Annotated in this window: 21 protein-coding genes; 6 read left to right on the forward strand and 15 right to left on the reverse strand. The window is 66.8% G+C overall.

Annotated elements, in window-relative coordinates; genetic code table 11:
- Window positions 1-230: 230 nt before the first annotated feature.
- From upp to FFS52_RS18730, 5 genes are all read right to left on the reverse strand, one after another.
- Window positions 231-860 carry a uracil phosphoribosyltransferase gene (gene upp / locus FFS52_RS18710; protein ID WP_058253501.1) on the reverse strand — a complete coding sequence of 210 codons (630 nt, stop codon included), beginning with the start codon at window positions 858-860 and terminating at the stop codon, window positions 231-233.
- 25 nt (window positions 861-885) lie between these two features.
- Window positions 886-2,130, reverse strand: coding sequence for a URC4/urg3 family protein (locus FFS52_RS18715; RefSeq protein WP_137810581.1), 1,245 nt, complete (start codon window positions 2,128-2,130; stop codon window positions 886-888).
- Window positions 2,130-3,377 (reverse strand): GTP cyclohydrolase II, encoded by a 1,248-nt coding sequence (locus FFS52_RS18720; RefSeq protein WP_137810582.1) that lies wholly within the window; start codon window positions 3,375-3,377, stop codon window positions 2,130-2,132. Before FFS52_RS18720 ends, FFS52_RS18715 begins: the two co-directional genes overlap by 1 nt.
- Window positions 3,378-3,545: 168 nt before the next feature.
- Complete coding sequence (gene katG / locus FFS52_RS18725; protein WP_137810583.1) at window positions 3,546-5,738, reverse strand: catalase/peroxidase HPI; 2,193 nt, start codon at window positions 5,736-5,738, stop codon at window positions 3,546-3,548.
- Between the two features lie 132 nt (window positions 5,739-5,870).
- The gene (locus FFS52_RS18730; protein WP_058253521.1) at window positions 5,871-6,329 is read right to left on the reverse strand and encodes a Fur family transcriptional regulator; all 459 of its coding nucleotides are present in this window, start codon (window positions 6,327-6,329) and stop codon (window positions 5,871-5,873) included.
- A 127-nt stretch (window positions 6,330-6,456) separates the two neighbouring features.
- Here FFS52_RS18730 and FFS52_RS18735 point away from each other — a divergent pair, with 127 nt between their 5' ends.
- Window positions 6,457-7,374: a hypothetical protein gene (locus FFS52_RS18735; protein WP_137810584.1), complete on the forward strand. Its 918-nt coding sequence runs from the start codon at window positions 6,457-6,459 to the stop codon at window positions 7,372-7,374.
- Window positions 7,375-7,428: 54 nt separating this feature from the next.
- Here FFS52_RS18735 and FFS52_RS18740 read toward each other — a convergent pair whose 3' ends face one another.
- Together FFS52_RS18740 and FFS52_RS18745 are read right to left on the reverse strand one after the other, a co-directional pair.
- On the reverse strand, window positions 7,429-7,842 hold the full coding sequence (locus tag FFS52_RS18740) for a hypothetical protein (RefSeq protein ID WP_240199260.1): 414 nt from the start codon (window positions 7,840-7,842) through the stop codon (window positions 7,429-7,431).
- A gap of 104 nt (window positions 7,843-7,946) precedes the next feature.
- Window positions 7,947-8,507, reverse strand: a complete 561-nt coding sequence (locus tag FFS52_RS18745; RefSeq protein ID WP_137810585.1) for a GXWXG domain-containing protein — start codon at window positions 8,505-8,507, stop codon at window positions 7,947-7,949.
- A 120-nt stretch (window positions 8,508-8,627) separates the two neighbouring features.
- On the opposite strand from FFS52_RS18745, the gene FFS52_RS18750 reads away from it, so the two are divergent.
- Window positions 8,628-9,059 (forward strand): PPOX class F420-dependent oxidoreductase, encoded by a 432-nt coding sequence (locus tag FFS52_RS18750; RefSeq protein ID WP_058253495.1) that lies wholly within the window; start codon window positions 8,628-8,630, stop codon window positions 9,057-9,059.
- A 51-nt stretch (window positions 9,060-9,110) separates the two neighbouring features.
- On the forward strand, window positions 9,111-9,548 hold the full coding sequence (locus FFS52_RS18755; protein WP_137810586.1) for a VOC family protein: 438 nt from the start codon (window positions 9,111-9,113) through the stop codon (window positions 9,546-9,548).
- 23 nt (window positions 9,549-9,571) lie between these two features.
- Here the strand turns inward: FFS52_RS18755 and FFS52_RS18760 are convergent, their stop codons facing one another.
- Window positions 9,572-11,215 (reverse strand): alkaline phosphatase D family protein, encoded by a 1,644-nt coding sequence (locus tag FFS52_RS18760; protein ID WP_137810587.1) that lies wholly within the window; start codon window positions 11,213-11,215, stop codon window positions 9,572-9,574.
- A 160-nt stretch (window positions 11,216-11,375) separates the two neighbouring features.
- On the opposite strand from FFS52_RS18760, the gene FFS52_RS18765 reads away from it, so the two are divergent.
- Both FFS52_RS18765 and FFS52_RS18770 read left to right on the forward strand, forming a co-directional pair.
- Complete coding sequence (locus FFS52_RS18765; protein WP_137810588.1) at window positions 11,376-11,675, forward strand: antibiotic biosynthesis monooxygenase family protein; 300 nt, start codon at window positions 11,376-11,378, stop codon at window positions 11,673-11,675.
- Between the two features lie 63 nt (window positions 11,676-11,738).
- On the forward strand, window positions 11,739-12,422 hold the full coding sequence (locus tag FFS52_RS18770; protein ID WP_137810589.1) for a DNA alkylation repair protein: 684 nt from the start codon (window positions 11,739-11,741) through the stop codon (window positions 12,420-12,422).
- 149 nt (window positions 12,423-12,571) lie between these two features.
- Here FFS52_RS18770 and FFS52_RS18775 read toward each other — a convergent pair whose 3' ends face one another.
- The 4 genes from FFS52_RS18775 to FFS52_RS18790 all read right to left on the reverse strand — a co-directional run bounded on the left by FFS52_RS18775 (window position 12,572) and on the right by FFS52_RS18790 (window position 17,080).
- Window positions 12,572-13,654, reverse strand: coding sequence for a MerR family transcriptional regulator (locus tag FFS52_RS18775; protein WP_068970451.1), 1,083 nt, complete (start codon window positions 13,652-13,654; stop codon window positions 12,572-12,574).
- Window positions 13,655-13,720: 66 nt separating this feature from the next.
- On the reverse strand, window positions 13,721-15,076 hold the full coding sequence (gdhA, locus tag FFS52_RS18780) for an NADP-specific glutamate dehydrogenase (RefSeq protein ID WP_065631644.1): 1,356 nt from the start codon (window positions 15,074-15,076) through the stop codon (window positions 13,721-13,723).
- A 184-nt stretch (window positions 15,077-15,260) separates the two neighbouring features.
- Window positions 15,261-15,518, reverse strand: coding sequence for a hypothetical protein (locus FFS52_RS18785; protein WP_223258860.1), 258 nt, complete (start codon window positions 15,516-15,518; stop codon window positions 15,261-15,263).
- Between the two features lie 566 nt (window positions 15,519-16,084).
- The gene (locus FFS52_RS18790) at window positions 16,085-17,080 is read right to left on the reverse strand and encodes an alpha/beta hydrolase family protein (protein ID WP_058253487.1); all 996 of its coding nucleotides are present in this window, start codon (window positions 17,078-17,080) and stop codon (window positions 16,085-16,087) included.
- 249 nt (window positions 17,081-17,329) lie between these two features.
- Here FFS52_RS18790 and FFS52_RS18795 point away from each other — a divergent pair, with 249 nt between their 5' ends.
- Complete coding sequence (locus FFS52_RS18795) at window positions 17,330-18,706, forward strand: NAD-dependent succinate-semialdehyde dehydrogenase (RefSeq protein ID WP_068970449.1); 1,377 nt, start codon at window positions 17,330-17,332, stop codon at window positions 18,704-18,706.
- Between the two features lie 93 nt (window positions 18,707-18,799).
- Here FFS52_RS18795 and FFS52_RS18800 read toward each other — a convergent pair whose 3' ends face one another.
- The 3 genes from FFS52_RS18800 to FFS52_RS18810 form a co-directional block, all read right to left on the reverse strand.
- Window positions 18,800-19,546: an MBL fold metallo-hydrolase gene (locus FFS52_RS18800; RefSeq protein ID WP_068970458.1), complete on the reverse strand. Its 747-nt coding sequence runs from the start codon at window positions 19,544-19,546 to the stop codon at window positions 18,800-18,802.
- A gap of 166 nt (window positions 19,547-19,712) precedes the next feature.
- Window positions 19,713-20,240 carry a putative immunity protein gene (locus tag FFS52_RS18805; protein WP_068970448.1) on the reverse strand — a complete coding sequence of 176 codons (528 nt, stop codon included), beginning with the start codon at window positions 20,238-20,240 and terminating at the stop codon, window positions 19,713-19,715.
- A 24-nt stretch (window positions 20,241-20,264) separates the two neighbouring features.
- Window positions 20,265-20,738, reverse strand: a complete 474-nt coding sequence (locus tag FFS52_RS18810; protein ID WP_065631647.1) for a helix-turn-helix domain-containing protein — start codon at window positions 20,736-20,738, stop codon at window positions 20,265-20,267.
- Window positions 20,739-20,847 lie beyond the last annotated feature (109 nt).

Raw genomic sequence — 20,847 nt, forward strand, 5'->3', positions numbered from 1 at the left:
CCAGCGAACCCAACGCTGGCGATCCACCCTGCCCACACACCAGCACCAACCATCAAAAGGCGACACCGACAACCGATCGGCGAAACCCTACCCACCCGTGAAAGATTCAGGCTGAGGTGTGAGGAGCGCAAGCGACGAGCCTCGAAGGGCCTGGTGAGACGTGTTGCTACACCCTTCGCGGCTCGCTTCGCTCGCACCTCCGGGAGCAGGGTTCCTTCCTGTTCTCGAGGTCAGGCGGTTCCGAAGATGCGATCGCCGGCGTCACCGAGTCCGGGGCGGATGAAGCCGTTGTCGTCGAGTTCGCGGTCGACCGCCGCGGTGAAGATCGGCACGTCGGGGTGTGAGCGATGCAGCACCTCGATGCCCTCCGGGCAGGCGAGCAGGCAGACGAACTTGATGGACTTCGGACCGTACTCCTTGATCCGGTCGATCGCGGCGACCGCCGAATGCCCGGTCGCCAGAAGCGGATCGACGATCACGACATCACGCTCGGACAGCTCCGACGGCATCTTGAAGTAGTACTCGACGACGACCATGGTCTTCGGGTCGCGGTAGAGGCCGATGTGTCCGACGCGCGCGCCGGGAACAACGGTCAGCATGCCGTCGGCGATACCGGCACCGGCCCGCAGAACCGCGGCGAACACCAGCTTCTTGCCGTCGATGACCCGGGCGGTGGTGGTCTCGAGCGGTGTGTCGATGGTGATCTCGTGCATCGGGATGTCACGCAGGACGTCGTACGCCATCAGGATCGAGATCTCGTCGAGCAGACGGCGGAAGTCGTTTGTCGACGTCTCCTTGCGACGCATCAGGGTCAGTTTGTGTTGTACCAGCGGATGGTCGATGACGGCGACGCTGCCCATGGGTTCCTCTCGGTCGGTGGTCGGCTCAGAAAACGGTGCCGGTACTGCGTATCATCAACGGCGGCAACCCATCGCGAAGTCGGCTCGCGAGCACGCGGCCGGCCGCCCACGTGCCACCCTCGAGCACGCAGGCCAGGGGCATCGAGGCCGCATCGGCGTCGAGGCGATCGCGTACGAGGTCGGCGATCTCGTCGAGAAGGGCGACGGTGAGCGCCCGCCATTCGACGACGAGCTCGTCGCCGACCTCCCACTCCCGGTCCGCCCAGGCCTCCTCACGCAGCGCGAGCACACCCGAGTCGAGGAGAAGGCCACCGTTGCGGTATTCGGGGAGGCCGGTCAGCTCGTCGAGTCCGGTCACCTGGACACCGGCCCAGCGAAACGGTTCGAGAAGCGAATAGGTCAGCCACTGGGACAGTTTGTGGAACGGCACCCAGCCGGCGGTGAGGCCCGGGCCGACGACGGCGTCGTGATGCCAGCAGTCGCCCAGTGGGTGGGTGTCGATCGTGTTGTCCGACGGCCAGATCGGGCCCAGATACTCGAGTACCCCGCTCAGGATGTCGACCGCGGGCACCTCCGCACGACCACCGCGGGTGAGGTGATCGAACAGGCCGCCCGGCCGGGCGTCCGGACCGAAGATCTCGGGGCGGCTCGACAACACCTCGCCCAGGCGGCGCAGGAGATCGACCCGCCCGGGCAGGCCCGTGAGCGGGTTGTCGGGACCCACCTGGAAGGCCGCGCCGAGAGTGTCCGCCGTGACGCGGCCCAGACCGGTGGCGTCGACCCGCAGGGGATCGGCCGGGTCGCTCGAGAACACCCCCTCGCAGAACGCCACCCAGCTCGCGACGCCGAGCCCCTCGGAACGGGTGAGAACCAGGTCGCTCGACCGTTCCCGAAACGACCACTCGGGTCCCGCGCCGGCATCGAGGAGGACGCTGACCAGCACGACGTCGATGAGCGCGCGGGTTCGCTCCGCCGAGCCGGCCGGGGGCAAGGCGGCGTCGAGAGCGCCGAGGCGGTCGATACCGCCTGCCTCGAAATGTCGCCACCTGCTGTGAAAAGGGATGTCTCCGTCGGGATATCGCAACCGAGTCGTTTCCACGACGATGTCAGCTGCCGCGTCCCGCGCATCGTCGTGGACGATGAACCACGACGATTCGCCGGCCCGCGCCCGTTCGAGGAGTTGTCGCGACCGGCTCCGGACGGTGGCGGTGGAGCGCAGCAGCCGGGCGGCCTGTGAGGCGGAGAGTTCCACCTCTGGTGCTCCGGTCATCACAACCCCCGGCCCTTGACCTGACGCAGCTGTTCGGCATCGGGCACGGGTCCGGGCGTGAAGTAACCGGCAGCCATTTTCGCGTCGATCTCGACGCGGGCGTCGGCGGGGATCAGTTCGTCGGGGATGTTGACCCGTTCGCCGACCTCGATACCCGAGCCGGTGATGGCGTCGTACTTCATGTTCGACATCGACACCAGGTGATGGATCCTGGTGATGCCGAACCAGTGCAGGACGTCGGGCATGAGCTCCTGGAACCGCATGTCCTGTACGCCCGCAACGCATTCGGTGCGGGCGAAGTACTGGTCCGCGGTGTCACCGCCGAGTTGGCGTTTACGGGCGTTGTACACCAGGAACTTGGTGACCTCGCCGAGGGCGCGTCCCTCTTTGCGGGAGTAGGCGACCAAGCCGACGCCGCCGCGCTGGGTGCCGCGGATGCACTCCTCGATTGCATGCGTCAGATATGGGCGGCACGTACAGATGTCGGAGCCGAACACGTCGGAGCCGTTGCACTCGTCGTGCACCCGTGCGGTGAGTTCCACCGAGGGGTCGGCGAGGTCGCGGGCGTTGCCGAAGATGTAGACCGTCTGCCCGCCGATCGGCGGGAGGAACACCTCGAGATCCGACCGCGTGACGAGTTCGGGATACATGCCGCCGGTCTCCTCGAACAACACCCGGCGCAGCTCGGCCTCGGAGCAGCCGAACCGCTCGGCGACGCCGGGAAGATGCCACACCGGTTCCACGGCCGCCTTGGTGACCAGAGCCGCGCCACTCGGCAGCAGAACCTCACCGTCGGGGACCAGACGGCCCTTCTCGATCGCCTCGGCGATCTCGGGAAGGATGACGTGCGCCTTGGTCACCGCGATGGTCGGCCGGATGTCGTAACCGCGAGCGATCTCGTCGGGGAAACTCTCGGCGACTGTCGCACCCCAAGGATCCAGCGAGACGATCGCGCGCGGATTGCCCCACTGTGGATACGGTCCGATGTGGTCGGTGGGCGAGGTGTTGGTGAGATCGGCTCGGTGCTCTCGTGCAAGGGCGCCGGCGGCGACGGCCAGTGCGCGATAGACGCTGTAGGAGCCGCTGTGGGTGCCGATGACATTGCGATGCGCACGTGTGCCCGTCGTCCCGATGACGGGACCGCGTTCCGCCGCGGTGGCCGCCCCCCAGTGGATGGGCGGAGCGTCGACCCCGCCGCTGTGTGAGGTCAGTCGGATATGGCCCAGGGACCTGTGTTCGCCGGACATCGTCGTCGTCCTCACCTTCGTCTCGAGGCGGTCACCCGCCACGGAGGGAAAGCGCCAGCATAGTTCCGGAAGTCCCTGTGCGCCGGGTGATGCGAAACGCCACGGCGGCGGCACCCCACGAAGGGTGCCGCCGCCGCATCTGATCGGTTCGACGATGAACCGATTTGCTCAGAGTACGAACCGGTCCAGGTTCATCACCTTGTCCCAGGCCGCGACGAAGTCGTTCACGAACTTCTCCGCTGCGTCGTCGGCCGCGTAGACCTCGGCCAGGGCGCGCAACTGTGAGTTCGACGTGAACGCCAGATCGGCGCGAGTGCCGGTCCAGGTCTGCTCGCCGGTGGCGCGATCGCGCCCGACGTACAGGTTCTCGTCTTCCGACGCCGACCAGGCTGTCGACATGTCCAGCAGATTCACGAAGAAGTCGTTCGTGAGGACGCCGGGACGGTCGGTCAGGACGCCGGCCGCCGAGCCGCCGAAGTTGTTGCCCAGCACCCGGAGGCCACCCACCAGCACCGTCATCTCGGGGGCGCTGAGGGTCAGCAGCGATGCCTTGTCGACGAGGGTGAACTCGGCCGGAAGGCCACTGGTCTTGCCGACGTAGTTGCGGAACCCGTCGGCGGTGGGCTCGAGATGTGCCATCGAATCGGCGTCCGTCTCGTCCTGGGTGGCGTCGGTACGTCCAGGGGTGAACGGTACCGTGATCTCGACTCCGGCATCCCGCGCCGCCTTCTCGACTGCTGCCGTGCCGCCGAGGACCACGAGGTCGGCGAAGGAGACCTTCGCGCCGGCCTCGCCGGTGAACGCACCCCGGATGCCTTCGAGGGTGCGGATCACGGTGGCCAACTCGTCGGGCTCGTTGACCTCCCAGGATGCCTGCGGCTGCAGGCGGATCCGGCCGCCGTTGGCGCCGCCGCGCTTGTCGCTGCCACGGAAGCTCGACGCCGCCGCCCACGCGGTCTTCACGAGTTGCGCCACAGTCAGTCCCGAGTCGAGGAGCGTCGCCTTCAAGGCTGCCACGTCGGCATCGGTGACGAGTGGGCCCTCGTGCGCCGGGACATTGTCCTGCCACAGGTACGTCTCGGTCGGAACAAGCGGACCCCGATACCGGACGGCGGGTCCCATGTCGCGGTGCAGGAGCTTGAACCAGGCCTTGGCGAACTCGTGCGCCAGTTCCTCGGGGTGATCGAGCCACCGCCGGGTGATCTTCTCGAAACCGGGGTCGTAGCGCATCGCGAGGTCGGTGGTCAGCATCGACGGGTGGGTCTTCTCGTCGCCGAATGCCGTGGGGACGGTACCGGTCCCGGCGCCGTCCTTCGGACGCCACTGGTTGGCTCCGGCCGGACTCTTGTAGAGCTCCCACTCGTAGCCGTAGAGAGTCTCGAGGAAAGCGTTGTCCCAGCGGGTCGGGGTCGGATTCCAGATCACCTCGAGGCCGCTGGTGATCGTGTCCGCGCCCTTGCCGGAGCCGTGCGAGCTGGTCCAGCCGAGACCGGCGTCCTCGACGGCGGCGGCCTCGGGTTCGGGACCCACCAGGCCGGCGTCACCGGCGCCGTGGGTCTTGCCGAAGGTGTGGCCCCCGACGATCAGAGCCGCGGTCTCGACGTCGTTCATCGCCATCCGCGCGAACGTCTCGCGGATGTCGACCGCGGACGCGAGGATGTCCGGATTGCCGTTCGGTCCTTCCGGATTCACATAGATGAGCCCCATTTGCACTGCCGCAAGCGGTGTTTCGAGTTCGCGGTCGCCCGGGTACCGCTGATCCGCCAGCCACTCGAGTTCGGGGCCCCAGTACACCTCGTCGGGCTCCCACTCGTCCACGCGCCCGAAGGCGAAGCCGGCGGTGGTGAACCCCATCGACTCCAGGGCGACGTTCCCGGCGAAGACCAGGAGGTCGGCCCAGGACAGTGCCGTACCGTACTTCTTCTTGATCGGCCACAGGAGTCGGCGCGCCTTGTCCAGGTTCGCGTTGTCCGGCCAGCTGTTGAGCGGGGCGAATCGCTGCATCCCGGCTCCGGCACCACCGCGTCCGTCCTGTACCCGGTAGGTACCCGCGGCATGCCAGGACATACGGACGAACAGGCCTCCGTAATGGCCGAAGTCGGCGGGCCACCAGTCCTGCGAATCGGTCATCAGGGCGGTCAGGTCGGCGCGTAACGCCTCGACGTCGAGATCCTCGAGCGCCGAGTCGTAGTCGAAGTCGGCGTCCATCGGATTCGCGACTTCCGGATTGTGCTGAAGCACCTTGAGATTCAGCTGGTTCGGCCACCAGTCGCGGTTGCCGCCGCCCTGGGTGGGCGGCGTGAGCCGACCGTGCGCGACCGGGCAACCGCCCGCGGCGGGCTCGGTGTTCGCCTCGGCGATGGGGGATGTTCCTTCGCGTCACGGACGGGCTCGTGGTCTTGCTGCGCCATGCGGGGTTTCCTTTCGGGCACGGTGAGAACTGCGATCGCCGGGTCGGTGATCGCAGGGGAGGGAGGCGTCGTGGGTCGGGGTCTATCGGTCGGGGCCGGCGCCCGGAGCGGGTCGGTTGGGTTCGGGGATGCAGTCGGGGCAATGACCCCAGTAGATGACCTCGGCTTCGTCGATGACGAAACCCCGGTCGTCGGACGGGGTCAGGCACGGGGCCTCGCCGACTGCGCAGTCGACGTCCCCGATGGATCCGCATGTACGGCATATCACGTGGTGATGGTTGTCCCCGACGCGTGACTCATATCGAGACACGTGGCCGGACGGCTGGATGCGTCGCACGAGGCCGGCCGAAGTCAGTACGCCCAGAACGTCGTACACCGTTTGCTGCGAGACCTCCGGCAACCGTTCGCGAGCGGTTCGGAGGACCTCGTCGGTGTCCGCATGAGGATGTGCTCGGACGGCTTGCATGACCGCGACCCGCGGACGGGTCACCCGCAGTCCGGCGGCGCGCAGGTGCCGGGCGCAGTCCTCGTCGGTGAGCATGGTGACCATCGTGCAGTCTTATCTGGAATGATTCAAGTTTAGAAGGCGAAGTGAGGTGGCCGTCACGGGCGCCGTCGTAGTATCTGCTCATGCGGACAGTGACGCCGACCACCGCTCGGGCAGCCCTATGACCCCGTACGACGAGATCGTCGACGAGCTGTACGGTCTGGCGCCGGCGGCGTTCGTGACACGCCGGAACGAACTCGCTCGGGAGATCAAAGCGGACGGCGACCGTGACCTGGCGGGGCGGATCGCGAAATTGCGTCGGCCCACGCAAGCTGCATGGGCCATCAACCAATGGGTTCGCGCGCACCCCGACGACAGTGCCCTCATCGCTGGGTTGGCGTCGGATTTGACTGCGGCCCAGCGCCGCTCGGCTGTCGACAAGATGAAGACGTTGTCGCGACGCCGTCAGGATCTGATCAACGATTCGGTGACCGCGGTCGCCGCCACGGCCGCAGATCTGCGAGTGACGCTGGGAGACAGTACCATTCGCGAGGTCACGCAGACATTGCGAGCCGCGGTGGCCGACCCGGAAGTGCTCGAGCAGGTGTTGCGGGGAAACCTCACCGCATCCGCCGAATACAGCGGCTTCGGGCCCGCCGGCGTGTTCGTCGTCCCGGAGCCGTTGCAGGAACCAGTCGCGGACGAGTCCGAGGCAAGCGGCGCGGACGCAGACGGTGCCGACGAAGAGGGTGCCGACAGGGATGACGCCGACGACTCGGACCACACAGCGTCTGACGAAGCGGAGCGTCGTCGACGTGACCTCGAAGCCCGACTGGCCGAGGCCGAGACAGGGGAGCGAACGGCCCGATCCGACCTCGACGCCGCCTCCCGAACTGTGGACGGGGCTTCGTCGGAGGTCGACGAGATCGTCCGGCGGGCTCAGGAGTTGCGGGCCGAGCTGGCTCGTTGCGAAGAATCGCTGCGGTTCGCGCGGCAACGACTCTCGACTGCGGAACAGGGCCGGGCCGAGGCGCGGATCGCGCTCCGTGAAGCCGTCGCGGCCACCAATGAGATCCGCTCGGCGCTCGCCGAGCTGTGAGCCGACGAAGGGGTCGAACCCGAAGTCTCCACCATGGTTGCCCGTCGCCCACGGTCAGCGTGTCAAGTGAAAACGCAGCAGCTCGGTGGTGCCGTTCAGCGCGCGGCCCCAATAGCCGCCACGGCCGTCGGCTCGGAGCTCGTCACGCACGAATCCCACGGCGGTTCCCGAGTAGTCGACGACGATGACCGGTGCACCGTCCTGCACGGAACGCCCGGGGTACACCGCGCCGGGGAAGGCCCACCCGATCGCGGTGTTGTTGACGACTCGCGAACCCGTGAAGTTCTTGCCGAACCACACCGTGTCGGCGATCGGGGCGCTGGTGACGTCGCCGCGGTAATACCCGGACGGCATCGGCGGTGCAGCCTGGGTGGTCCCGGGTGCGGCCAGTGTCACGGCGCCCGCGAGGGCGCCCGCAGCGACCGCGACGGCACCCCGGCGGAGGTGGGCGGTGGGTGAGGTGTCCATCTACCCATTGAACGCCTCCGCCGGCTCGCCGGCTCGTGGTTCGTCGGCGCCGTCCTCGCGTCGCCGAGGATCGGTGGCCGACGAGGATCAGTGGCCGACGAGGATCAGTGGCCGACGAGGCGGAGTGAGTCGTCGCGGCGGAGCACGAAGAAGTACGGCTTCGGCGACCCCTTCAGGTCCATGGCGCCCAGGACGGCATCATCGGAGATCCGGTGGAAGACGTCGTTGATCGGCAGCTGGTCGTACGACATGGTCGCGGTGTCCGTGCCGCGGTACCGAGTGGTGCGCAGCCGGGCCCGTGCTCGTCGGGTCTGACTGAGAAGCCTGGTCGCGGCGATCGGCGTCCCCAGCGACAACGACTTGACCCCGGGTGCCTTCTCGGCGATCCCCAGTCCGCCGAAAGCGATCGCCGGGTTCATGGCCCACAGTGCCGAACCGTCGCGGGTCGGGAAGAGCAGGGGGTGGACGGTCTCGGCGTCGACGAATTGCTTGCCCCACCAGCCGCTGGCCGCGAGGAAGCCGTCCAACGGGTGGTCGGTGGGCAGCTCGGCGCCACGCCAGGTGCCGATCATGAAGTCCGGTTCGACCGCGGGGGCGGAGTCGAACAGGTCGAGGGCCTCAGCGGTCGTCGTAGGCGTGGTGGTCAGGATCTCGCGCACATGCATGTCGACGATCGTACGTGTAAAGACACAGGATCTGAAGAATGTCGCAACGCATCGCGGAGCCATGCCCGGGGTGTGCGGCCCGTCCGGAATAGCCTGTACGTACGCCGGGTTGCCGCAGGCATGAACCAACCCGCGTATGACCCTCGTGATCTTCTCGCCGAAGGCGGAGTCGGTGTCCTCGCCACGATCAAGTCCTCGGGATTACCACAGCTGTCCCCGGTGACCCCCTTTTACGACCGCGACGCCGGGACCATCTACGTCTCGATGACCGAGGGCCGGGCCAAGACCGCCAACCTCCGACGCGATCCGCGCGCCGCGTTGGAGATCACCGGGCCCGATCGCTACACGTGGGCGACCGCCGAGGGCACTGTGACGTTGATCGGACCGGGCACCGAACCGGACGGGCCCGAGGTCGAGGCGCTCGTCGACTACTACCGCAAGGCGGCAGGCGAGCACCCGGACTGGGACGAATACCGCAGGGTCATGGTCGCCGATCGCCGCGTCCTGATGGTCATGTCCGTGGACCGGGTGTACGGCGAACGTCTGCGCTGATTTTCACGATCGAGGACCCGGGTTGTCCTCGTCGTGTCGCACAGTGGACTCATGACAACCGACTTTCAACTGACCTTCGACTGTGGTGACCCGGCTGCTCTGTCCGCATTCTGGGCCGAGGTGCTCGGTTACCGGCTCCAGGACCCGCCTACCGGATTCGACAGCTGGGAGTCGGCGCTCGACGCATTCGGTGTGCCTCCGGAGCGTCGGAACGACGCCTCGGCCGTTATCGACCCGGAGGAGCGCAGGCCACGGTTGTTCTTCCAACGCGTACCCGAGGGCAAGACGGCGAAGAACCGGGTGCACCTCGACGTCCGTGCTGCCCCTGGCCTGAGTGGCGACGACCGGATGCGCGCCCTCGAGGCCGAAGCCGACCGGCTCGTCGGACTCGGTGCGACCCGGGTCGAACGACACGACCCCGCACCTCCGCTCGGCGAGGGACACATCGTGATGCACGACCCCGAGGGCAACGAGTTCTGTCTGGACTAGGGATTTCGTGGCGACAATGCGCGCTATGTGCGCTCTGTTGCCACGAATTCCGGTGTCAGACAGATGTTTCCGGCTCTACCGAGCGTCCCGTCCAGGTCGGGCTGCTCGAAAGTGACCTCGGCGAAGCGTCCCTGAACCGAGAGCGTCGCGATGGTGTTGCCGAACAGCGGGCCCAGGGTGTTCCGCCAGGCGACGGGCAGTTCGGGTGAGCCACCACGACGCGCCCAACGCCGGACGACCGAGGCGAGCCGATTCGACCACCCCAACCGGAACACCACCTTGATGTACGGCGGGATCGCGTTGTGCACCGGCGAACACACGAGCTGGTGGACGTCGGCGCTCGTCGTGTCCGGGAAAACCGCACGTGCGGCATAGCTGTGGTGGACATCGCCGGACAGCACGCTGACGGTCGCAGGCCCGGGGTCGCGCGCCGCAACCTGCCGGATCATCTCGCTGAGCCGGACGAAGGAATCGAAGAAGGCCGGCCAGTGCTCGAGGTCGGCACCCTGCCGGATCTTCTCGGCCAGCTGTCCACGACGGCCCGGCCGCCGGGCACCGATTTCGTTCACGGTTTCCGCATCACCGATGACCGGCGGGAGCAACCACGGCAGTGATGAACCCAGGACCAGGTGGTCGAGTCGCTCGATGTCGTCGTCGACCTGGCTCTCTACCCAATCGAATTCGTTGTCACTCACCATCTTTCGTGTTCCGTCGGACAGGATGCGACCGTTGCGGGAGTCGATCATGACCAGCCTGGTGTTGCCCAGGTTCCACCGGAAACTGAACCGGACACCCTTGGTTCCGTCGGTTTCCCGGTCGGCGCGATCCGCGACCTCGACCAGGTGGGGCCAGCAGTCACCGTCGATCTCGCGGACGCGGCGGTAGTCCTCGGACTCGGCGAGTTCGGCGGGGGAGAGGTTGCCGAGGTGCTGATACACCCAGTACGACGCGAGGCCGGCGCGGATCCGGTCCTGCCACCACGGCTTCTCACTCATCTGCCGACGCCAGGTGTCCGAGGTGTTCCAGTCATCACGGATGTCGTGATCGTCGAAGATCATGGCCGTCGGCACGGTCGAGAGGATCCATCGGATCTCGGGGTCTCCCCAGGTGTGCCGATACAGTCCCTCGTACTCCTCGAAGTCGACGACCTCGTCGGACGGTCCGGCGGTCGAGGCCCGGCTCGACTCCAGCGACTCCTTCACCTGCGGGGTCAGCTCGTCCGCGTACACCTGATCGCCGAGCAGAATGAGGGTGTCCGGCCACTCCTCCACCGGGAGGTGGCGCATCCGGACCGCGTAGCAGTCCAATGCGTCGAGTCCGAGCTTCTCGTCGAGCTTGGGGTCCTCGGCCCGCGGATACCGGCAGGACCCGAAGACGAACCGGTGCCGGTCCGCGGTGTCCGGTCCCCGGGTCCGGATCACGCTGGGCGGGAACTCGGTGTCCGGGAGGGGCCACTCGAGGGCGCCGTTGACGCGGACCTGATACTCGGAGACCGTGTCGGGCACCAGGCCGCTGACCTCGACCAGCGCGTAGTGGTGACCGGACACCTCGAACGTCCGGGTCGCACAGCCGAGGACTTCGACCTCGCCGGGTTCGTCGGTCTGCACCCAGATCAGCGCGGAGGTTTCGTCGACGTGCCGGAGGATCGGACCCAGAACCAAAGCCATTCGATCAGAGTAGGCCGTGGCGCGGCGTCGCGCGGCCACGTCGATCGTGAGCGATGAGTTCGCCCGGTCGTGCCGGTCTGCACTCCTGTCGCCCTCACCACAGCGGTGACGTCTCGCGCCGGGACACCGGTGCACCGCAGTATCGATGGAGGAGCAACCAGTGGTGATCGTTGCCGGCAGTCTGCGAGTGGACCCGGACCAGCGCGCGGCGTACATCGCCGGCTGCGACGAGGTGGTCGGTGCCGCCCGTCGGGCACCGGGGTGTCTCGATTTCGCGATCTCCGCGGACTCGATGGACCCCGGCCGGATCAACATCTTCGAGCGCTGGGACTCGCAGTCGGCGGTCGAGGCTTTCCGTGGCGACGGGGTCAGCGAGGACCAGTCACGGGCGATCCGGTCGGCGTTCGTTGCCGAGTACGACGTCGCCGACGTGCGGATACTGGCGGGCCCTCCGGATTGATGAGCACACAACCCGCGGCGACATCGAGCGTCGTAGGCTGTGTGCGCACTTCCAGAGGGGATCATGACCGGAATGTCCGACATCCAACAGACTCTCGCCGACGTCCTCGGCGAGCTCCGCAGTCTCGACGACCCGCGGATCCGAGCGGTCAACGAGAAACACGGCGACGACCACGGGGTCAATCTCACGAAGCTCAGGGCGATCGCGAAACGACTGCGAACGCAGCCCGAACTGTCCGCGGAGCTGTGGGCGACGGGCGACACCGCGCCGCGTCTGCTCGCACTGTTGATCTGTCGCCCGCGGGCGTTCGACGCCGCGCAGCTCGACACGATGATCCGCGAGGCCGACCGGCCGAAGGTCCACGATTGGCTCGTCAACTACGTCGTCAAGAAGAGTCCGCATGCCGAGGAGTTGCGGAGGTCGTGGATGGCCGACACCGAGCCCGGTGTCGCCGCGGCGGGATGGGCCCTGACCGCTGATCGAGTGGTCAAGAAGCCCGGTGACCTCGACATGGCCGGGTTGCTCGACACCATCGAGTCCGACATGGGGAACGCACCGCCACGCCTGCAGTGGGCGATGAACACATGCCTGGCGACCATCGGCATCGAGAATCCCGACTTCCGTTCCCGTGCAATCGACATCGGTCAGCGGTTGCGAGTGCTGGAGGATTACCCGACCTCCCCGGGCTGTACTTCGCCGTATGCGCCGGTCTGGATCGCCGAGATGGTACGGCGCAGATCGCCGTGACCTGAGCGGCTGCTCGTTGCCCCGTCGCTCAGGCCTCGGATCTCACGGGCCAGGACTGTCTCGCCGCTGCGTCCGAGGGTCACCGCCTCGGTGAGTGCGTCCATCGTTGGGTCCGTGCCGACGTCGGTCAAATCAATCAGATCCTCTGCTCAGTCATTGTGGCGGCTGTGGGAAACCGGCATGACGACCAAGGTGAGGTCGCCGCCGTCTGCGGACCGAATCGTCATCGGGAGGTCCCGATTGCGGACGTCGATCATCATCTCGGCCCCAATCGACACATGGACCGCGGGGTAGAGCGTCGAGACCTCGAACCACAGTGCGATCGGGGGGCCGCAGGTCTCGGCTGGCACGACGGCGAGTTGTGCCGACGAGGCGTCGCTCAGTGTGAGCGCCGCCGACGTGAAGTCCAGGTGCACCCGGTCGGTTGCACAGCGCTCCAACGATTGCAACACAGCGGTTTTCGCGACACTCGCGCGCATGGTCACCGTGGGCAGGGCTTCGATCATCACCTGGTGCGCGGGAAACGGCCCGTCGAGTAGGCGGCACCATAGATCGTCCCGACCGTCGAGCCGGAATCGAACTGCGCCGGCCACGGCGTCGATGACGACGACGCCGCCCCGTGCCAGGTCGGACAGACCATCACGGAGGTCGGCCGCACACAGCGTTCCCGACCACCGGGTGCCGCACGGCTCGACGGTCGGTAGCGACCGGGAAGAGAGCCGGTAGCGGTCTGTCGAGGTCAGGGTCACGGCCCCGTCTTCCAGCCGGAGTTCGACAGCGTCCAGGACGGGATGGGCCGCGTCACGGGCGGCCGCGGTGAGCACCTGGCCGAGCGCGGCTGCCAGGATCGGACCACGCACAGTGGCGAGCATGGTCGTCGACTCCGCGGCGATCGACATCTTGATCGTCCTGGCCTCGCGCCGAATCCGATCGGCATCGGCTGCGACGGTCCGCACGTGCTCGTCGATCAGTCCGCCGGCGGTACCCGGCTCGGCGGCGAGGACCGTGCGGATGTCGGCGAGCGACATCCCGATCTCGCGGAGTCGCCGGAGTGCGATCGCGTGCCGCTCCTGCGACGCGCTGTACTGGCGATATCCGGTCGACGCGTCGACGGCGGCCGGGGTGAGCAACCCCGAGTCGTCGTAGAACCGCAGCGCGGACGCGGTCAAACCGGTGCGTTGCGCGAACGCGCCGATCGGGACGAGTTCGCTGACTTCGGGAACGGAGGGCATATCGCAGATCATCCGGCTTCGACCAACCTGAAGGTCAAGAGGAAGCGAGTCGGCGTCCGAATCGGGTCAGATGAGACCGAGTGCGAGCATGGCGTCGGCCACGCGAGTGAACGCCGCGATGTTGGCGCCGGTCGCGTAGTTGCCCGGTGCCCCGTATTCGTCTGCCGTGTGCAGGCAGTGGTCATGGATGGCCGTCATGATCTCCGACAATCGGTCCTCGGTGTGCGCGAACGTCCACGAATCCCGAGAAGCGTTCTGCTGCATCTCGAGTGCGCTGGTGGCGACGCCGCCCGCGTTCGCGGCCTTACCCGGGGCGAAGCCGACGCCGGCGTCTGCGAAGATGCGCACCGCCTCGGGGGTGCTGGGCATGTTCGCGCCCTCGGCGACGATGCGACATCCGTTCTTCGCCAGTTGAGTGGCGTCGACCCCGTTCAGTTCGTTCTGCGTCGCGCAGGGGATGGCGATGTCGGTGGGCACACTCCACATCGATCCGGTGTCGACGTGACGGGCGGACCCGCGGCGGGCGTCGGCGTAATCCGAGATACGGCCGCGCCGAACGTTTTTGATCTCCTTGAGCAGTTCGAGGTCGATACCGGCATCATCGACGACGTAGCCCCCGGAGTCCGAGCACGCGATCACGCGACCGCCGAGTTGTTGCACCTTCTCGATGGCGTAGATCGCCACATTGCCCGAGCCCGAGACCACCACGGTCTTGCCGTCGAGGTCGTCGCCGGCCGCGGCGAGCATCTCGCGGACGAAGAACACCACGCCGTACCCGGTCGCCTCGGTGCGGACCTGCGACCCACCCCAGGCGAGTCCCTTGCCGGTGAGCACGCCGGACTCGTAACGGTTGGTGATGCGCTTGTACTGGCCGAAGAGATAACCGATCTCCCGACCGCCGACGCCGGTGTCACCCGCGGGCACATCGGTGTACTCGCCGATGTGACGATAGAGCTCGGTCATGAACGACTGGCAGAACCGCATGATCTCCGCGTCGGAGCGTCCCTTGGGATCGAAGTCGGCGCCGCCTTTGCCGCCGCCGATCGGGAGCCCGGTCAGTGCGTTCTTGAAGATCTGCTCGAACCCGAGGAACTTGACCACGCCCAGGTAGACGCTCGGGTGAAAGCGCAACCCGCCCTTGTAGGGACCGAGTGCGGAATTGAACTCGACCCGGAACCCGCGGTTGATCTGCACCTGTCCCTGGTCGTCGACCCACGGCACTCGGAAGATGATCTGGCGCTCGGGCTCCGTCAGTCTCTTGATGATCCCGGCGTCCGCGTAGTGGGGATGTTTCGCCAAGACCGGACCCAGACTGTCGAAGACCTCCCGGACGGCCTGGTGGAACTCGGCCTCCCCAGGGTTCCGCGCAACAACCTGCGCGTACAGATCGCTGATCTTCTCGTCGAGCACGATGGCGACCACTTCCTTCTCCGTAGGTGTGGGACGGCGACGTGCCCAGGCGAGCACGCCGCCACCCGCACCCTATCGAGTGACAGGAATTCGACCGCAGACCGGTCCGTCGGACGACGACCGCGGTGTGTCCGCAGTGAGGTGGTCGGACCCGCTCACCTGCGGAGCAGTCCGGTCGGGCACCGCTATGCGCGGATCACGCGCGGGCCAGAACAGGTCGTCGCACCTGGAGCGACGGATGTCGGGTCACGATCTCATGCCTGGACGTCGGATCGGCACCAGTGGTGAGCGTCAGGATCCAAGGCACCGACTCGGCGTCGTCGGACACCCACGGATCCAGTTCGAGGTGGGCCAGGATGTCGCGTGACAGGCTCTCGAGTCTCGCGACGGTCAGTCGTCCGGACGAGTCCGCGAAACCGAAGCACACATCCCGCCCCTCGGGTATTCCGAACACGTCCGCGTCGTTCTCGCGGTGCCATTGCCGTCGGAGGAGCAACGACTCCGACTCCTCGACGACAACCGAACACCTGGCGGGGTGGGAAAAGGCGTCGTGCGCGCGAGTCGACGCTTGCTCGACGAATTCTCTGACCCGACCGGGGGAGCCACACACGCGTATTCGGCACTCCATCACAACCGCATTCACGGCCACTCTTCCTTTCGCTGCTACCGGCCATCTGCGACCGGTGCCATGGACTCTAGCCCAGAAAAAAATAAAAGCCAGTCCGGCGCATTTCGCAGGCCCACAGTAAATGAAACGTACTGTGTGACAACGTATGAAGTCGGCAAGTCGGCATCAGATCGGACGGGCTGGACTTCTGCCATTTCTGGGCTATGGTCACGAAGGAGAGCGGGAGCGAACCGTTGTAGACCACGACCGATTCGAGGATAAATGGCGGAAAAGAATTCGAGCTCGAAAAAGCGGCGGCAAGAACTCAAGGAACGTCGTGAGCGAAAACGGGCACTCGAGGATGTCTCGTTGATTCGGAAGAGGAAAAGCGCGCGTTGACGCCGACGCTCGCGTCAGCCCGCGCTTTTCAGTGCCCGGGCGATCGTGGGCCAGGCTCGGTGCAGATCCTGGTTCCAGTAGCCCCACGAGTGGAGACCGGCACGGAAGTCGTAGGTGATGTCGACCCCGGCTCGGTCTGCGCGACGCTTGAAGCTCTCGGTGCATCGGGCGACGATGCCCTCGAGCACGCCTCCGACGGGTGAGGCCAGCCCGGCCAGCCCTAGGGCCGGGTCGGGCAGACCGTTGCCGACCGCTACATACACGGGCTTACCGCGTAGCGCGGACACGTGACCGGCGGGATTGTGGGCATCCCAGTTGTCGTGATCGAGCGGGCCCCACATGTTCTCCGGGTTCCCGCCTCTCGTCGTGACCGATGTGGCGGTCGCCTGCCGGAACTCCGGCGACCCTTGATCGAGGCACCCGCTGAAGGCGACCACACCCCGGTAGAGATCTGGGTTGCGGACCGCGATGGACATCGCGCCCAGCGCCCCCATCGACAGCCCGCCGATCACGTTCCGTCCGTTGCCCCGGAAGCGTCCGTCGACCAGCGGAGGGAGTTCCTCGGTCAGGAAGGTCTCCCACATGTTCCGACCCAGGACGGGATCGATTCGGCGCCAGTCGGTGTAGTACGAGCCCGTACCCCCGATGGGCAGAACCACGTTGACCTTCTTGTCGGCGACGAAGCGCGCGATGTCGGTCTGAAAGGTCCACCCGCTCTGCGTGTAGCTGGTGTAGACCCCACCGTCGATCCCGTCGAGGAGGTACACGGTCGGCCGTGGGCCGGTCCGCTCGCGGGGGGCGAGCACGCTCACTCGAACGGGCCGCTTCATGGCGGCGGAATACACGGTCATCGTCGTGCGTGTCGCCGTCTCCGAGGACACCGCAAGGATCCGCGCCGAGTCGCCGAGCCTCGGCGGGGTCGCTCCCGCCGGCTGCCCCGTCGAGACGCTCGCGACGACCGCGATCAGAAATGCACAACCGAGCCCTGCGGCTCGCTGCCAGCGTGACACTCTTCGTTCCCCCTCGGACACTGCCGTCACGACCGGCGACCCACCCCCAGGTCGACGTCCGGCATTCGCCGCGTGTCGGTCGATCACGGGTCCGGACACGGACCGCGGACCCATTAGAGCAGGTCTGGGGCCGCCGTGTGACCGAAGCGCGCCGACGACCGAGGTTTTGCGTACAGGGACCCGGGTACCCGAATGATCCCGGGCTGTGGACAGTCGGGATTCACACGACAGAGGAAGGTAGGTGCTCTGGTGGGCACATATGTCACCGCGAATCCGACCACCGGTACGACCGATCGGGAATTTCCCGGACTGAAGGACGACGAGGTGGCCGGCGTGGCCGAACGGTCACTCGCGGCATACCAGGAGTGGCGAGCGACCGAGGCATCCGAACGGGCCGCAATTCTCTCCCGGACCGCTGACGAGTACGAGAGGCGAGCCGATGAGCTCGCGGCCGTCATCACGACCGAGATGGGCAAACCCGCCAAGGAGGCGGCGGGAGAGGTTCAGCTGGCCGCGGACATCTATCGCTGGTATGCCGAGCACGGACCGGATCTGCTCGAGACCGAGGTCCTCGACCCGCAGGGCGCGGACGCGTCGATCGTGCAGGTCGCGCCGATCGGACCACTGGTGGGCGTGATGCCGTGGAACTACCCCTACTACCAGGTCGCACGTTTCGTCGCGCCGAACCTGTTGGCCGGCAACACCGTCATTCTCAAGCATGCGTCGATCTGCGCGGCCTCGTCGGCGTTGATGGCAGAGATCCTGCACGACGCGGGTGTCCCTGCCGACGCGTACATCAACGCGTATGCAAGCAGTGATCAGATCGCAGACCTGCTCGCGCACAACGCGATACGCGGCGTATCGCTCACCGGCAGTGAGAAAGCGGGTGCAGCCGTGGCAAAGGTTGCGGCGGAGAACCTGAAGAAGTCCGTGCTCGAGCTCGGCGGTTCGGACCCGTTCATCCTGCTCGACTCCGCCGACATGGAACGCACGACGAAGATCGCGGCGGGCGCACGGCTGTCGAACGCGGGCCAGGCGTGCAATTCGCCGAAACGGTTCATCGTTCTCGACGAGTTGTACGACGACTTCGTCGACGGTGTGGTCAAGCAGTTCGAGTCGACGGTGGTCGGTGATCCATCCGACGATTCCACTCAGATGGGTCCGCTGTCGTCCCTGTCGGCGCGCGACACGGTGGCCGAACAGGTCGAGACCGCGGTGAAACAGGGCGCCACCCTGCGGACGGGTGGAAAGCCGCTGGAGCGCGACGGAGCCTTCTTCGAACCCACTGTGCTGACGGACATCACCCCGGACATGGACGCCTACTCCGAGGAGATCTTCGGGCCGGTCGCGATGGTCTACAAGGTGTCCTCTCCGGAGGACGCCGTGGCGCTCGCCAACGATGTCGAGTTCGGATTGAGCGGATCGGTGTGGAGCGGTGACATCGGCAAGGCCGAGGAGGTCGCCGATCAGCTGGAGGTCGGCATGGCGTATGTCAACGAACACGGCACCACGCTGCCCGGCCTTCCGTTCGGCGGGGTGAAACGGTCCGGCTACGGTCGCGAACTCGGGCGTTGGGGCATGGGCGAGTTCGTCAACACCAAGCTGCGTCGCACCGCCTCCGAGTAGCCGGACGATCGGCGATGGCCGGACGGGCCGATGCGGAAGCGTCGGCCCGTCTCGCTGTCCGGCTCGTGATCTGGCGGCCGGTTGTCCGACGTGTCAGCCGTTGGTCTGACGCGCCCGGTCGACCGCGACGGCCACCCCGTGATGCCACGGCACCCCGTGCCCGGGAAGCAGAGACTTCGCGTCCGTCGCTGCCAGCGCGTCGAGCGACGCCCGATTGCGATCGAGGTCGGCGGTTGCGGAACCGGCGATCATGCGCGGGCCGGTCGCCGCGGTGTACGGATCGAGGGTGACGAGCGCGTCGCCGGCGATGACCGCGTCGCGCAATGGAAAGTGCAGCGACACATGGCCGTAGGTGTGACCGGGAGTCGGCACCACCTGCGCGCCACCGGGGAGCAGGGCATCATCGCCGAAAGGCGTCACATCCAGGTGATCGACGCCGCGCACCGTGAACGCACCGGCCGCCGCCATGCGTCCGAGCAGGCGTAGCGAACGCGGATGACGAAGGGGCACTCCGAATCTGGTCGCGTTCTGATGCGCGTAGCGGTAGGGATGGGACGCCAGCCACGCATCGTCGCGATGGACGTGGACCGGGATCCGCCACTCGCGCGCCAGGCGGCGCGCGGTGCCGACGTGATCGAAATGACCATGCGTGATGATCAGGTCGGTCACGGCATCGGTGTCACGGCCGAGTTCCCGGATGGCCTTGACGAGGGGTTCGTACGAACGGGGGAGTCCACAGTCGACGAGGATCAGCCGGTCCTGGTCCTCGATCAGGTACTGATTCGTGTAGGCGTACTCGAGCCAGTGGATGCCGGGGACGACGTCACGATGGAAGGTCATGACGAGACGCGTACCCGGTGGTCGCGGCAGCAAACCGGGACGACCTTCGAAGTTTGGACAAGACCGGGGGTTTCTGTAATCACCCCGGCCTCTGGCTCGACATGCGGGTTACAGCACCGCAGGAGCGTGACTGCGACAGTAACAGGAACACCCCGGTGAACGCGAATCACCGATTGCCGACCTGATGTCGATCGTCGATGAAGACCTGCCAGCACAGGTAATTGCGGGCACGTTGGTCGTCGAGCACCAACTCGCGTACCCGAACAGGGAGATGTCTTCGCTGCCAAGCGCATTCGTGTCTACCCGCGTCGACCCCGTGTGCGGACCGGACCGCCTTGATCGCGTACGCCGCGGCACCGAGGTCGTGCGATGCGACGTGCGCGGTCACCGCCGCTTGCCCGGCGGCGTAGGCGGCGAACCGCGGTGCGCCACGTAGATCGCGGGCGGCACCCATGGCGTGTCCGCCGGCGGCGCGCGACTCCATCATCGCCAGTTCGCCCCGGGTCCACGCGCGGACCGCCGCGATTGCCTCCCTGGGGCGAGCGTCATCCGGCCGTGCCGACTCGAACAAGGGCAGAACGTGCTCCGCACACCGTGCCGCCCAGAGCGCCAGCAAGTGGTGATCGGCGTCGGTGAGTGTCCCGCCACGACGGATGGTGACCAAGCGGGGGTCGAACACTGTGGGGAGGATCATCGCGACCTCTCTGCCGGCACGGACTCAGCGGCGGCGCCGGGCGATTTGCACCTCGACGTCCTCGGGTGTGAGAACCGCGGTGGGTTCGGCGACGACGCCCACGCGTACGGGCGCCTGGGCTCGGTCGGTGACGGTGAGCGGCGGGCCGTCGGGCTGCAGATGGTCGTTGCCCCACTGCATCAACGACATCACCACGGGAAACAGATCGCGGCCCATGTCGGTGAGCTGATACTCGAACCGTTCGCGCTGCCCGGCGTCGCGGTAAGGGACCTTGGTGAAGATCCCGGCCTCGGTGAGTTCGCGCAGGCGGGCCGACGCGACCGCGTCGCTGATCCCGACCCGCCGGCTGAACTGATCGAACCTGGTGGCGCCGTAGAAGGCCTCCCGCAGGATGAGGATCGCCGACCGGGTGCCCACCAGGTCGATCGCCTTCGCGATCGAGCAGCCGCTCGCCTCCCAGCTGTCGCGTTCGGCCAGCGGGCCCTTCAGGTGCATCATGCCCCCAGCCTACCCTGACTTGACAAGATCATAGCCAGAGCGTAGACCTGACTTTGGCAGACAAAAGTCAGCCATCATCCGGATCGGGTTGCGTTCCGATCCGCACACT

It is taken from the genome of Gordonia sp. ALPHA1B1 (assembly GCF_005502615.1).
GTDB lineage: Bacteria > Actinomycetota > Actinomycetes > Mycobacteriales > Mycobacteriaceae > Gordonia > Gordonia hongkongensis.